We start from the raw sequence: 14,683 nt of genomic DNA on the forward strand, positions 1-14,683 counted from the left end.
TTCAGGACTCCTGCTCGGACGCGATATCGGTAGCACTGCCAAGGTCGGCAGCCTCCTCCGCCAGCGAGCGCTTGCTGGCTTTGGCGCTGCTTGTTTTTACAACCGGTTCTGGTGCCGCCTGCAGGTCTTCACCCGGTGGCACGCCCTTCTGGCGTGGATCATCATCTTCCATAAACTGTTTGGCGACGATCTGTTCCACTGCCTGATTGAATCGTGTGCTGACCGTAAAGTCGACCGCACTGTGATCTGTTTCAACACGACAGCCGCCGCGCTCAATCTGTGCGCTGCCGATGACTCGCCAGTTCTCGCCGCCCTCTTCGGCAGCTCGCATCACCAGCTCCTTGTCGGCGCTGTTGACCAGGATTCGCACGTTGTCACGGGTCGGTGGCAATGTATTCAGGGCCTGCTGCACAATCTGCATGATATGTTTGCTGTCGATGCTCAATTCACGCTGAATCACCTGACGTGAAACCTCTCGGACAATACCAAGCAGTGCCTGTTCCAGCTGATAATCCTGTTCATTAAGTGCGTGTGTCAGATGAGTCATCACACTGTTCAGCACGTTGAGCTGCTGACGAACCTGCTGATCGGCATCCTGCAGCCCCTGCTGCAGACCCTCGGCGGTGCCCTTCTCAAACCCCTCGGCATGGCCCTGTTCAAAGCCCAGCTTGTGGCCCTGCTGGCGACCCTCTTCCAGGCCTTTCTTCAGCCCTTCGCTGCGGCCCAGCATCAGCCCCTGTTCATAACCCTCATCGTAACCTGTACCGGTACCCTGAAAGTCAGAAACCTGACCATCTTCAGCGCCTGCGCCTGCCTCGGCGGCCGCGCCCTGATGCGCTGTTACTGTCTGACGAAACTGCGACTCAGCGCGAGGTTCCACCTGTACCAGTTTACCGGCCTTGTCTATTGTCGGTGGCGCCCAGCGCATGATGCGTTGCGACTCCACGGCCTTTTGGCTGACCCGATTGGTACCGTCAAATATATGTCGTTGCATATCAGATCATCGCCTCGCTGCCGCCGCTCAATTGAATTTCGCCAGCATCGGCCATACGTCGCGCCACCACAAGAATTTCTTTCTGTGCCGCTTCCACTTCGACGATACGCACCGGCCCCTTGGCCTCCAGGTCGTCGCGCAGCAGCTCGGCAGCCCGCTTGGACATGTTGCCGAAGAATTTCTCCTTGAGGAAATCGTCTGCGCCTTTGAGAGCCAGAATCAATACTTCGGACGACACTTCGCGCAGCAGTGCCTGAATACCACGGTCGTCAACTTCACGCAGGTTATCAAACACAAACATCAGATCCTGAATCTGATTGCCCAGGTCTTCGTCCAGGCCCTTGATGGACTCCATCAGTTCCTGCTCAACCGCATTGTCCAGGTGGTTCATGATTTCGGCCGCAGTCTTGGTACCACCGATAGTGGTCGACGGATTCGAGCCCTTGCCTGAGAACTGTTTCTCCAGAATTTCATTGAGTTCCTTCAATGCCTCTGGCTGAACGCTCTCCAGCGATGCAATTCGCATCATGATTTCCAGGCGCACTTTTTCAGGGAACTGCGCAAGAATACCGGCCGACTGATCCGGCTCCAGATAGCTCAGAACCACGGCCTGGATCTGCGGGTGTTCCATCTTGATGACGTCAGCAACCGAGCGCGGATCCATCCATTTCAGGCTGTTGATACCGGCCCCGGAGTTGCCCAGCAGAATACGGTCCAGAAAGCTGCGGGCGCGCTCTTCGCCCAGCGCCTCAGTCAGCATGTTGCGGATGTAACTCTCCGCGCCGATACCAAGACCACTCTGGGCACCGCACTCGGTCAGAAACTGATTCAGCACACCCGAGACAGTATCCTGGCTGACCGATTTCAGAGCCGACATGGCAGTACCCACACGCTGTACTTCCTTGGGTCCCATCTGCTTGAGCACTTCAGCGGCGTCTTTTTCGCCCATGCTCATCAACAGTATCGCGGCACGCTCCAGATTGTTCATGTTGTCAGCCATTCTCTCAGCCATGATTAGTCGTTAGTTATCCAGTTTTTCACGACCTGCGCCACACGCGCCGGATCCTGTGCTACCAGCCCTTTAATGGCGCTGAGTTGTCGCTCGTAACTGTCGCCAGGGCCAGTCAGCATCATATCTTCACCGCCGCTGAGCGTAACAGATTCTTTGGGGCCGGACGACGCGTCAGGTTTAACCTCTGTGAATCGCACCTCGCCATTACCACCCTGCGACTGGGCACCTGCAACAGCAGGCAGATTGTTGCCGTTGCTGCCGACCGCCGCCAGTCGCTTCAGGGTGGGCATCAGCACGCCAAACACCATAAGCAGCAGGAACGCTGCAGCGCCCAGCTGTCGCAGCACACTGCCAAACCAGGGCTGTTCCCACATAGGAATACTTTCCATGGTCATCGCGTCGGCCTGTGCAAACGCCCGGTTGATCACCGTAACACTGTCACCACGCTCAGCGTCAAAACCAACCGCATCGCGCACCAGCGCAGTAATGCGATCCAGATCTTCCTGTGCCCAGGGCTGGGCACCTTCGCCGGTAGGTTCATCAACCACAACCGCAACAGACAGGCGTCGCACTGCCACAGGGTCATAGCTGGTGTAGCTGATCGTTCTATCCACTTCGTAGTTGCGGGTGGCCTGGGTTCGGGTATTGCTGTTGTCGCCATTGGCAGCGGTAGCGGCACCAGCGCCATTGGCGGCCACTTCCGGTGCGACACCGGCAGCCGGGGGCTGGTTACTCAGGGCACCCGGAATGCCGGCGATGATATCGCCACCATTGCGCCGCTCATCCATTGACTGCTCGCTGCGCAGCACCGTGCTGTCAGGGTTATAGGTTTCGGCCGCTTCTTCGCTGCGTGTAAAGTCAATATCAGCGTTCACTTCGGCAGTAAAATTTCCACTGCCCAGCAATGGCATCAGAATGCGACTGATACGGCCAGACAGGGTCTCTTCGTAACGACGCACATACTCAAACTGTTCGCCGGCAATGGCCAGTTCGCGATTCTCACCGCGACGCGACAGCAGATTGCCGGACTGATCAACAACCGTAACGTCCTCGGCTGCCATTTCCGGTACGCTGGAGGCCACCAGGTTGGCAATTGACTGAACCTGAATTTCCGTCAGACGTGCGCCGGTGTTCAGCGTCAGAAACACGGACGCAGTTGCCTTGCGGGCATTGCGTATGAACACACTGCGCTCAGGCGTAGCCAGGTGCACACGGGCAGCCTGTACATGGCGGAAGCTGGCAATAGTACGTGCCAGCTCGCCCTCAAGGCTGCGCTTGTAGCGATTGGCTTCCATGAACTGGCTGGTACCCAGCCCCTGCTCCTGGTCCATGAACTCATAACCGTAGCCATCATCACGACTGATACCAGCGGCCGCCACCTGCAGGCGTACTTCATTGACGCGCGCCGCCGGCACCAGCAGCACACCGCTGGCCGGGTCGATACGATACTCCATCGCGCTGGTTTCCAGTACCTGTGCCAGCTCTGACACATTGTAGCCCTGCATGCTCGGATACAGAGGCTGGAACTCTTCCTGCTGCGACCACAACACAACCGAGAAGCCCAGTGCGATACTGGCCGCCAGTCCCAGTAGCAGACCAGCCTGGCGCAGCATGTTCAGCCGATTGAAGCCCGACAGAAAACTGCCACCTCCAAAAAGCGACTTGCTGTTGTTGGCGGGTGTCCCGCCGGCGTTACCTGATGTTTCGGCAGCAGCCATGATTCATTTTCCTGTGTGTGTCGCGCGTGCGCTGATGTCGTAGTGAGTCTTACAACGGCATATTCATGATGTCCTGATAGGCGCTTACCAGGCGGTTACGCACCTGGTTCATGGCCTCGAAGGACACACTGGCTTTCTGCATCTGGATCATGACCTGAGTGATATCAACCCCCGGCTCACCCATTTCAAACGCGCGTTGCAGCTCAGAAGATTTAGCCTGGGTATCAGCCACAGAATCGACCGCCTGTTTGAGCATCTCGCCGAAACCCGTGCCCTCAGTCTTGCCCGCGCCGTTGACGCCCTGGCTGCTGTTGACAGCCTGACTCATATCCGGTTTGTTGACTTCCGGAGACTGGATCTGGCCGCGTATTTCACGCATTTGCATCAGTAGTTGATTGATATCGCTGCGATCGCCAATCGTGTTCATCACGGCCTCCCTTTATGCACTTACCAGTGAATCAATATTTATGCCCATATCACGCATTCTCGCCAGCTTGTAACGCAGCGTGCGCGCACTGACGCCCAGCACCTCTGCGGTTTCCTTGCGGCGGCCACCCTGCTGTTTGAGGGTGGACAGAATGATTTCAAACTCGCGCTGCTTCAGATCGTTACCCAGTGGACGGTTTTCGTCGCTGCTGTCGGCTTCCTGTGCAGTGACAGGCACAGTCACGCTGTGACTACCGGCGCTGCTGCTGACCGCACCACTACTGACAGTACCAGCGAAGCGATGAGTCTGACCCTGCTCCAGGCCCAGGCAGGATGCGGTAATAGTGTGCCCATCCTGAATGATCAGTGCCCGTTGCAACACATTGTCCAGCTCGCGCACATTACCCGGCCAGGCGTACTGGCTCAGGGTCAGCTTGGCTTGCTCGTCCAGACGGACTGTGCTGCGGCCCATGCGTCCTGCGTGCTGCTCCAGCAAACGTTCAGCCAGCGGCACGATGTCCTGACGACGCTGACGCAGTGGCAACCAGGCCAGCGGAAATACGCTCAGGCGGTAATACAGGTCTTCGCGGAAGTTTCCTTCACGCACATGCTGACGCAGATCGCGGTTGGTGGTTGCAATCACACGCACATCCAGCTTCATGGTCTTGCGGCTGCCAAGACGCTCAACCTCGCGCTCCTGCAGCACACGCAGAATTTTGGCCTGCAGACCAATATCCATTTCTGAAATTTCGTCCAGCAACAGCGTGCCACCATCAGCCTGTTCAAACTTGCCCGGGCTGCTGTTGTAAGCGCCGGTGAACGCACCTTTCTCATAACCAAACAGCGTCGCTTCCAGCATGTTCTCCGGAATCGCCGCACAGTTGATGGCTACAAACGGGCCTTTGGCACGATTGGAATGCTGGTGAATGAACTGGGCCAGTACTTCCTTGCCCGTGCCGCTTTCACCAGAAATCAGCACGGTTGCATCAGTACGTGCCACCTTTCCTGCCAACGACAGCAACTGCTGGCTGGAAGGCTCAATGGCAACCGGCTCATTGCCACCCAGTACACGAGTGGCCAGATACTTCTCCACCGTTGCCAGCAGCTGCTCCGGCTTGAAGGGTTTCAGCAGGTAATCCACGGCGCCTTCGCGCATCGCACGCACGGAACTGCCGATGCTGCCAAAAGCAGTGATCAGAACCACCGGCAATGCCGGGAAGCGACCACGAATCCGCTGCAACAGTTCGTGACCATCCATTCCATCCATATTGATGTCGGACACCACCATATCGACGGCCTGGTTAGCCAGAACGCTCAGCGCTTCATCGCCGCTTTCCGCCGAGAGCACATTGTAGCCGGCGTAGTCCAGCGTATCGCTCAGCGCATCACGCAGCTGTGGATTGTCTTCAACGATCAAAACGGTTGCCTTGTCAGTCATACAGTCTGCTCCTGTGTAGCTTTACCCTGGCAAGGCAGCACAAAACCGGCACGAATGCCGCTGACCTGCTCTGCCTCAGGGTCCAGATTCCCGCTTGCGAGGTTCTCAATAAAAAATCGTCCGCCGTGTGCACGCGCAACAACCTGCGCCACGGCCAGTCCCAGCCCGGTGCCCTGGGCACGGGTGGTATAAAATGCTTCCGTCACCTGGCTCAGCACTTTCGGATCAATGCCAGGGCCGTTGTCCTGAACAAAAAAGCGCAGATGGCCAGCTTCGCAGTTGTGATCAGCGATCACTTTCAGCTGCACCTGGGCGCCGCCGTTCTGCTGGGCGTTTTCCAACAGATTCAATATGGCACCTACCAGCGACTCCTGATTGCAGTCCAGCTGGCAGTCAGGGGCCTCGTTGGTCCACTGACAGCGTGTGCGGCTGTCGCGCAGCAGCACCTCAGCAGCTACCCGCGTTTCATCAAACAGCTGGGCCATGCTCAGACGTGCATCCAGCACCGCCTCGCCACGTGCAAACACCAGCATGTCTCGCACCTGGCGCTCCATGTTGTGCAGACGGGACATCAGTCGGTCGTGGGTGCGCTGCAGTCTGTCCGCATCAGCTGGCTGATCATCACCTGCTTGCGCAGCCTGTGACGGCAGTGCATGTGCCAGGTGTCCGGCATACAGCATGGCCGCTGCCAGCGGTGTGCGAATCTGATGCGCCAGGGACGACACCATCTGACCCATTTCCGTAAGACGCTGGTGACGGCTCAATCGCTGCTGCAGGCGTCGGGTTTCTGTCTGATCGGTAATCAGGATGATCTGGCCGGGCTCTTCTTCCAGCGAGCGGCTCAGCAGACTCACGCGCTTGCCGTTTACCAGCGAAATCTCGTGGCCGTCGTCGCTGCGTGGCGCAAAGCGCGTGCGAATGATCTCCACCCACAGTTCGCCTTCCAGGGGCGAACCCAGCAGATCCAGGGCAGCAGCATTACATTCAGAAATCTGGCCGCGAGCATTCAGGACCAGCACGCCGCCTGGCAACAGCTGCAGCAGTTTGGTCAGCCGGTGCGCAATGCGCTCTTTCTCGGCCAGCTCGCGCAGGCGCTGGGCATTGGCAGCTTCCAGCTCGGCTGTCAGATCCCGCACCTGGCTCTCAAGTGCCTGATAGGTCTGTGTCAGTTCGCCGGACAGTTCGTTGAAAGCCTTGAACGCCAATTCCAGTGCCTGTGCACTATTTGGCTGACTTTGTATGTCTCTTACCAGCGTCAGGCTGCTTGCTGCCATGTGTGTGTCCCGCCCCTTGGATGTTCTGTTTCCGCAGGGGGTGGCAAGCAATGTCCGTGCCAGTCGTATCAGGCCTTATTTTTCAATTACTTAGGGTGCGGCAAGGTTTTGCCGCTGGCAGAATACAGGCGGATTACTGTCACTTTGACGGGAAATTGACGCGCCAACCGCCATGGACGGCGGGAATGCAGGTTTTGCAGGAGCAAAAACCTGCGGCGCGTATGTGTACATTTAGACAACGGTCCGGGAGGTGGGTATCAGGGCTCGCCCGGAGCGCATCCTTTCACCTGTCACCCGGCGGGGGGGAACTCGACCTCGCGGCAACGCCGCTCGGGACTCGGACAGTCCCGCCCGCTGATCGGGTGACAGGCAAAAGGATAAGCGCGCTCTTTATTGGGCGAGCCCTGATACCCACCTCCCTACCCTTGTGCCGAATTCAAACACGGTCGCCGGATGCGTTACAAAGAGGAGCGATGATGCGCTGAAGCTCAGCACTCGCTCAAACTGATCGGGATATTGACTGCGAGGCCGGCTTCGGATGTTTCCTTGTATTTGTCACTCATGTCGGCGGCTGTCTGCCACATGGTGCTGATGACCGCATCGAGTGACACTTTGGCCTTGGCGGGGTCGCCGAATAGCGCGAGCTGTGAGGCGGTGACGGCCTTTACGGCGCCCATGGCGTTGCGCTCGATGCAGGGAATCTGTACCAGTCCGCCGACGGGGTCACAGGTCAGGCCCAGGTGGTGCTCCATGGCTATCTCGGCGGCCATGGTGACCTGGTCGACACTGCCGCCACGGCAGGCGGTCAGTCCCGCAGCCGCCATGGCAGACGACACGCCAATCTCGGCCTGGCAGCCACCCATGGCTGCAGAAATTGTTGCGCGCTTTTTGAACAGGCAGCCGATCTCTGAGGCGGTCAACAGGAATTGCATGATGACATCGTCGTCAGGCTGCTCCTGTTCAAACACCAGCAGGTACCAGAGGACGGCGGGAATCACACCTGCCGCGCCATTGGTTGGTGCCGTGACCACGCGGCCAAAAGCCGCGTTTTCTTCGTTGACGGCCAGCGCGAAGCAGCTCAGCCAGTCAAGCGCATGAGAGAAACCCGTGCCCGAATTGCGGATAGCATCGCGCCAGGTCTCGATGGTGTAATCAAGGTCATTATCGAGCAGTCGGCGGTTGAAGGCTGGCGCGCGGCGAGTCACCTGCAAATCCCCCGGCAGCTCGCCATCAGTATGGCAGCCCCGATACAGACACTCATACATGGTCTGCCAGATTTTCAGCACCGCCCGACGCGTTTCGCTGGCGTCGCGCCAGGCCAGCTCGTTTTTCTCGACCACGCCAGCGATCGACAGACCGGTCTCCCTGCACCAGCGTGTCAGATCAGCTGCGGTGTTAATCGGGTACGGCAGCTCAACAAAATCCACAGCACTGACGCCCAGCTCATCCTGACGACTGACAAAACCGCCACCTATCGAGAAATACACCGCCTGATATTCATCACCATCCTTATACTGCACCTCAAAACGCATGCCATTGGGGTGTTCAGGCAAAGACTCAGCGGGACAAAAAAGCAGGCACGATTCCGGATCAAAGGACAGCAACACCTCATCATTCAGCCGGATCTCTTTCTGCTGGCGAATCGCCTTGACGGTCTCAGCCAGCCGATCGGTCGGAAAGCTCACAGGGTCAGCACCCGTCAAACCCATCATGATGGCCAGATCTGTGCCATGGCCCTTCCCGGTCTTCGCCAGCGAGCCATACAGACAGACACGTAGCGACTTCAACTCACGTTCAAGATCTAGCCCCGCCACAAACCGCTGCGCCGCCCGCCACGGCCCCAGCGTATGAGAACTACTCGGCCCAACGCCGATCTTGAACATATCAAGAACCGACAAAGACTCCCGACCCGATTCCGACCGACGAGACATAACCCCTCCTTCCAAACCAGAACCAACCGCGCCCTGAACTCGGCACAAAGCCCAATGGAGGCGCCCCGCTGACCCAAATCAACACCGCCGCGAGCTGGAAGCTTCAGTAGTAGCAGCGACGCCGCACTTAGCTCAATCGAGGCCTCGGGGATCGGGTGGCAAGGAGCGAGGAAAACCTGACGAGGACTGCCACCCGAGTTCCGAGGCCGGAAGCGAACAGTTTAGGGCCCGACCAGACGCGGCACAACGCTCAATCGAGTCGCCCCGCTGACCTCCCCCAACACCGCCGCACGCTGGAAGTAGCAGTTATAGCAGCGACGCCGCACGCAGATCAATCGAGGCCTCGGGAACAGAAGTACAAGATTAAATCGAGGCGTCGGGAGTAGCGGGAAAAGGAGCGACGAAAACCTGAGGAGGACTTTCCCGCTGATTCCGGCGCCGGACGCGCTGAAGCTTTGCACTACCACTGAAGTCCCGAGGCCGGAAGCGCTGAGGTAAAACGCGTCGCGACAATCAATTAACAGGTCTCAAGCGCGCGGCGGAGTTACCCCCGTTTGACCCATGTATTTTCCACCACGCTGCTTATAAGTCACCTCACACTGCTCATCCGACTGATAGAACAGCATCTGCGCGACGCCTTCGTTAGCGTAGATCTTGGCGGGCAGCGGCGTGGTGTTGGAGAATTCCAGCGTGACGTGGCCTTCCCACTCCGGTTCCAGCGGCGTCACGTTGACTATGATGCCGCAGCGCGCGTAGGTGGATTTGCCCAGGCAGACGGTCAGCACGTCCGATGGAATACGGAAGTACTCCACAGTGCGGGCCAGCGCAAAGGAGTTGGGCGGGATGATGCAGTATGGCTCGTCGATGGAGACAAAACTGGTTTCATCGAAGTTTTTCGGATCGACCACGCTGGTGGTGTGCACGTTGGTAAATATCTTGAACTCGGAGGCGCAGCGCACATCGTAGCCGTAACTGGAGGTACCGTAGGAGATCACCTTGCCGCCATCGACATAACGCACCTGCCCCGGCTCGAACGGTTCGATCATGCCGTGTTCCTGAGCCATTTTACGAATCCATTTGTCTGACTTGATGCTCATACTGCGGGTAAACTCCTGCGGTTGGTGTCATTCTTCATGTTGGGCCAGCGCGGACTGATCAAACAGCCCTTCGGAATAGCTGGCGGGAATACGATAGCGTTCCAGTATTTCGGCTTCCGAGTCACGCGCCTGCTGGTGGTCAACCACCATCTGGAAACCCGACTCTGCCTCAAAGACCACATAAGGTTCCTCGTTGTTGCGCAGCAGGCGGGCAAACTCGGCAAAATCGCGGATTGGCTCGCCATTGACAGACTCTACGATCACATTTCGCACATCGTGATAGCCCAGATTGACGTCGGCAGCCAGCACCTGCAAAGCCACGATCACCTCCCGTTTCTCAGGCGAGGACCACTGGCTGCGCGCATGCAGCAGATTGACCGGCGCTGTGCGCGTCCAGTCGCTGCCCCAGCGCTTGATCAGATTCATATTCAGTGGCACAAACACAATGCCGCCATAGATATAGTAGTCTGGAATCGCATCGAATTCTTCGGAGCGCACCAGGCTGTAGCTCTGCTGGCGGCGCTGCGCGGTCAGGTCAACATCCATGGCCACACCCTGACGCGCAATGCGCAGCGGCACGGTATCGCCAATCTGTTTAACGTCGATCGCATGTTTATAGTTGGTTTGCAGGTCGCGATTCAGACGGATGCTGCTGTCGCCAGCCACTTCGTAACCATCAATCGACAGCAGCACATCATTGGCCTTCAGCAGACCGTCAGCGGGTGAATCCTCAAAGACCTTGATCACCAGTACACCGGTCTCATCCTCCTCCAGTCCGTATCGGGCCTTGGCAGCCGGGCTTTCCAGATCCTGGGTGCGGAAACCCAGATCGGGGAAACCGTCAAACTGACCATCACTGGCATCAGTCAGCATATGACGCACGATGTCGGTGGGTACAAAATAACCCAGCGCCTCTGTGCGTCCGCCACCGGCCGACTGCATTACCACACCGACAATCTCACCGTCGGCGATCACGGGACCACCGCTATTGCCAGGATTGATGGCTGCATCGATCTGCCCGGCCAGCAGAAACTCACCGGAATGCGCGTAAACCTGCTGCTCCACGCGGGACAGCACGCCTTTGGTCACACTGAGGGTGCGACCACCTATGGGGTAGCCGAATACCAGCACTTCGGTATTGGGGTCAGGCAGGTCGCCAATTTCCAGTGGCGGCGCATCGTCAAAGAAGCCGGGCTCTTCGACCTGAATCAGGGCCAGGTCTGAGGAATGGGAGACAAATTCAACGCGCGCCAGGTAACGGCGGGGATCACTGTTCTTCTGCACCTGCACGTAACTGGCGTTAGCCACTACATGCGCATTGGTCAGAATGCGGTTGCCTTCAATGACCGCACCCGAGCCGCTGCTCTGGTTGGGGTTCATCAAACGCCAGGGGGTGAAATAGTCGGGATCGGCCGTCGTCGTGTAGATTTTGACAATCGAGTCTTCAATTTCGCGTATTTCGTCACTGGTCTGTGCGTTGGCAGCACCGCCGGTCAGGATCAACAGGCAACTGGCGACCAACACTGCAGAGAGCAACAACCATCGCCGGGTGGCGACCAGGCCTGCTGCAGTCATTGGGTGTCCTCTTGTTTTGCTTCTTTTATTATTCGGGTGGTACAGATGACCGAGTAAACCCGAAAAATTGTGCCGCCGTCAAATCCTGTTTGTGCCAGGCAGGCGTTATCCGTCCCCGGAGTCACCCTGCCTGAGCGCTCCGTCTGGTTAAACGATGCGCATCCCCGGCTGGGCGCCACTGTCCGGGCTAAGCAGGTAAATATCCTTGCCGCCCGGGCCTGCCGCCAGCACCATACCCTCCGACAGGCCGAACTTCATCTTGCGTGGTTTCAGGTTGGCCACCAGCACGGTCAGCCGGCCTTCCAGGTCCTCTGGTTTATAGGCTGAGCGGATACCCGAGAACACATTGCGTACCACCATCTCACCATTGGCATCAGGGCCCAGCTCCAGGGTCAACTGCAGCAGTTTGTCGGCACCTTCCACGTAAGCTGCCTTGCTGATGCGTGCCACGCGCAGATCTACCTTGATGAAATCGTTAAAGTCGATCTCATCGGCGATGGGCTCTTTTGCCAGCTGGCTGTCTTCAATCGCTTTCGCGGACGCTGCTGTGTCAGCGCCTGGCTGATCGACAGGCGCAGCCGTCAGCTTGCGGGTCTCAGCGGCCTCGGTACGAGACGCCTCCAGCAAGGCTTCAACCTGCGCCATCTCGGCACGTTTCATCAGCGGCTGGAAGGGATTAAGCTGATGACCATTCAGCAATTCTCTGGCATCAGCCCAGCTCAGCTCGCCAGCATTCAGAAAGGCCTCGGCGCGCTCAGCCATGGCCGGCAGCACGGGCTTCAGATAAATCATCAGCAGACGGAACAGATTGATGCCGGTGGAGCAGATGGCCTGCACGGCCGGGTCCTGCGGGTTCTGTTTGGCCAGCACCCAGGGCTGCTTTTCGGCGATGTACTGGTTGGCCTTGTCAGCCAGCTCCATGATTCGGCGCACCGCCCGACTGTACTCGCGCTGCTCGTAAAAAGCGGCAATCTCTTCTGCGGCGCCCTGCGCTTCCGCCACCAGTTCCGGATTGGAAACGGCCTGCGCCAGATTTCCGTCAAACCCCTTGGTGATGAAACCAGCACAGCGGCTGGCAATATTGACCAGCTTGCCCACCAGGTCGCTGTTCACCTTGCTGACAAAGTCCTCCAGGTTCAGGTCCAGGTCGTCCACACCGCTGCCCAGCCGCGAGGCCAGGAAATAGCGCAGATACTCCGGATCCAGGTGCTGAAGATAGGTATCGGCATTGATGAAGGTCCCGCGCGACTTGGACATTTTTTTGCCGTTTACGGTGACAAAACCATGCGCGAAGACCGCAGTAGGCGTGCGATAGCCGGCATCGGACAGCATGGCTGGCCAGAACAGCGCGTGGAAGTTGATGATGTCCTTGCCGATAAAATGATACAGCTCGGCGTCGCTGCCCGGCTTCCAGTACGCGTCAAAGTCCACGCCGGTGCGCTCACAATAGTTCTTGAAGCTGGCCATGTAACCAATCGGCGCATCCAGCCAGACGTAAAAATACTTGCCGGGTGCATCCGGAATCTCAAATCCAAAATACGGCGCATCGCGGCTGATATCCCACTCCTGCAACCCGCCTTCCAGCCACTCGGCCAGCTTGTTGGCCACCTGCTCCTGCAGCGTGCCACTACGGGTCCAGCTCTTCAGGAACTCGGTGAACTCAGGCAGTTTAAAGAAATAGTGCTCTGAGTCCTTTTCAACAGGCGTTGCGCCAGACAGTGTCGAGCGCGGGTTGATCAGCTCTGCCGGGCTGTAGGTTGCACCACAGGCCTCGCAGTTGTCGCCGTACTGATCGTCGGCCTTGCACTTGGGACAGGTGCCTTTAACAAAGCGATCAGCCAGAAACAGGCCTTTCTCAGGATCATAAAGCTGACGGATGGATCGTGTGGCAATGCGCCCGTTGTCACGCAGGGCTCGATAAATCACCTCGGAATAGTGACGATTTTCCGGCGAATGGGTGGAGTGATAATTATCAAAGCCGATGCGGAAGCCATCGTAGGAGGCTTTGTGCTCAGCACGCACCCGGTCAATCAGCTGTTCTGCGGTGATGCCCTCATTCTCGGCCCGCAACATGATGGCGGTGCCATGTGCATCGTCAGCACAGACATAGACGCAATCGTGACCACGCATCTTCTGAAACCGTACCCAGATATCAGTCTGAACGGCTTCCAGCATATGCCCCAGATGAATTGGTCCATTGGCATAGGGCAAGGCGCTGGTAACAAGAATTTTGCGTTTGGTCACGGGTGGGGTCCTTGGAATCTGGTATCAGGGGTAAATTTAAATCTCGATCATCTCAAAGTCTTCTTTGCCGACGCCGCACTCAGGGCACATCCAGTCATCCGGGACGTCCTCCCAGGCAGTGCCCGGCTCAATGCCGTCATCCGGCCAGCCTTCGGCTTCGTCATAAATAAGGCCACAAACAATACATTGCCACTTCTTCACAGCGTTTCCTCAGTGTCATTCCGGGGTGCAGATGATACTGGATCGCAGCGCTGGCGGCAAAAGGGTGTGGTAAACTTCGCGCCCATGGAACAGACCTCACTGACAGACCGGATCAACGCCGCCCTCCCCCAGACCCAGTGCACAAAATGCGGGTACCAGGGCTGTCGTCCTTATGCCGAAGCCATCGCGGCAGGCGAGGCGATCAATCGATGCCCGCCGGGAGGCCCACAGACCATCACCGTCCTGGCTGAAATAACCGGACAGCCAGCTCAGCCCCTGAATCCGGAAGTCGGCCAGCACGTGCCGCTGCAGCGCGCTGTGATCCGCGAAGACGAATGTATTGGCTGTACCAAATGCATTACGGCCTGCCCGGTGGACGCCATCGTCGGCGCGGCCAAACTGATGCACACCGTGATCGCCAGCGATTGCACCGGCTGCGATCTGTGTGTCGAGCCCTGTCCGGTCGACTGTATCGACATGATTACCGTCGGCACCGAAATCGAACCACCGAGTCGTGCGCAGGCGCAGGAATGGCAACTACGCTACGAGCAGCGCAAGGCGCGACTGATACGCGAAGCCGATGCACACGAGGCACGTCGTCAACTGCGTCTGCAGGAAAAACTGGCGACGCTGGACCGCGGTGAACAGCTGCAGAAAGACAGCATCGTCAATTCGCCCTGGGCCAAGTCTCCCGAACAGCTGCGCGCCGAGATCATGGCGGCCGTGGCACGCAAAAAAGGAGGTAAAGGGGACTGAGGGATTTAATAAGCTAA

At 58.0% G+C, this 14,683-nt stretch carries 12 protein-coding genes; 1 reads left to right on the top strand and 11 read right to left on the bottom strand.

What is annotated here, in order from left to right; all coding sequences use genetic code 11:
* Position 1: 1 nt before the first annotated feature.
* The 11 genes from LVD14_RS11825 to rd all read right to left on the bottom strand — a co-directional run bounded on the left by LVD14_RS11825 (position 2) and on the right by rd (position 13,910).
* Positions 2 to 994: a flagellar assembly protein FliH gene (locus tag LVD14_RS11825; RefSeq protein WP_237134274.1), complete on the bottom strand. Its 993-nt coding sequence runs from the start codon at positions 992 to 994 to the stop codon at positions 2 to 4.
* A gap of 1 nt (position 995) precedes the next feature.
* Positions 996 to 2,006, bottom strand: a complete 1,011-nt coding sequence (fliG, locus tag LVD14_RS11830; RefSeq protein WP_237134275.1) for a flagellar motor switch protein FliG — start codon at positions 2,004 to 2,006, stop codon at positions 996 to 998.
* A gap of 2 nt (positions 2,007 to 2,008) precedes the next feature.
* The gene (gene fliF / locus LVD14_RS11835) at positions 2,009 to 3,724 is read right to left on the bottom strand and encodes a flagellar basal-body MS-ring/collar protein FliF (protein ID WP_237134276.1); all 1,716 of its coding nucleotides are present in this window, start codon (positions 3,722 to 3,724) and stop codon (positions 2,009 to 2,011) included.
* 49 nt (positions 3,725 to 3,773) lie between these two features.
* Positions 3,774 to 4,142, bottom strand: a complete 369-nt coding sequence (gene fliE, locus LVD14_RS11840; protein WP_237134669.1) for a flagellar hook-basal body complex protein FliE — start codon at positions 4,140 to 4,142, stop codon at positions 3,774 to 3,776.
* A 21-nt stretch (positions 4,143 to 4,163) separates the two neighbouring features.
* Complete coding sequence (locus LVD14_RS11845; RefSeq protein WP_237134277.1) at positions 4,164 to 5,588, bottom strand: sigma-54-dependent transcriptional regulator; 1,425 nt, start codon at positions 5,586 to 5,588, stop codon at positions 4,164 to 4,166.
* Positions 5,585 to 6,862, bottom strand: coding sequence for a sensor histidine kinase (locus LVD14_RS11850; protein WP_237134278.1), 1,278 nt, complete (start codon positions 6,860 to 6,862; stop codon positions 5,585 to 5,587). Before LVD14_RS11850 ends, LVD14_RS11845 begins: the two co-directional genes overlap by 4 nt.
* Positions 6,863 to 7,350: 488 nt before the next feature.
* On the bottom strand, positions 7,351 to 8,793 hold the full coding sequence (locus LVD14_RS11855) for an L-serine ammonia-lyase (protein WP_237134279.1): 1,443 nt from the start codon (positions 8,791 to 8,793) through the stop codon (positions 7,351 to 7,353).
* 527 nt (positions 8,794 to 9,320) lie between these two features.
* Positions 9,321 to 9,890, bottom strand: coding sequence for a dCTP deaminase (gene dcd / locus LVD14_RS11860; RefSeq protein WP_237134280.1), 570 nt, complete (start codon positions 9,888 to 9,890; stop codon positions 9,321 to 9,323).
* Between the two features lie 27 nt (positions 9,891 to 9,917).
* Positions 9,918 to 11,465: a S1C family serine protease gene (locus tag LVD14_RS11865; RefSeq protein WP_237134281.1), complete on the bottom strand. Its 1,548-nt coding sequence runs from the start codon at positions 11,463 to 11,465 to the stop codon at positions 9,918 to 9,920.
* 147 nt (positions 11,466 to 11,612) lie between these two features.
* Positions 11,613 to 13,709: a methionine--tRNA ligase gene (gene metG, locus LVD14_RS11870; protein ID WP_237134282.1), complete on the bottom strand. Its 2,097-nt coding sequence runs from the start codon at positions 13,707 to 13,709 to the stop codon at positions 11,613 to 11,615.
* A gap of 36 nt (positions 13,710 to 13,745) precedes the next feature.
* Positions 13,746 to 13,910: a rubredoxin gene (rd, locus tag LVD14_RS11875; RefSeq protein WP_237134283.1), complete on the bottom strand. Its 165-nt coding sequence runs from the start codon at positions 13,908 to 13,910 to the stop codon at positions 13,746 to 13,748.
* 84 nt (positions 13,911 to 13,994) lie between these two features.
* Between rd and rsxB the strand changes: the two genes are divergently transcribed.
* The gene (gene rsxB, locus LVD14_RS11880) at positions 13,995 to 14,666 is read left to right on the top strand and encodes an electron transport complex subunit RsxB (protein ID WP_237134284.1); all 672 of its coding nucleotides are present in this window, start codon (positions 13,995 to 13,997) and stop codon (positions 14,664 to 14,666) included.
* The last annotated feature ends 17 nt before the right edge of the window (positions 14,667 to 14,683 follow it).

The sequence above is a fragment of the Pseudohongiella sp. O18 genome (assembly GCF_021729085.1).
Taxonomy (GTDB): Bacteria; Pseudomonadota; Gammaproteobacteria; order Pseudomonadales; family Pseudohongiellaceae; genus Pseudohongiella.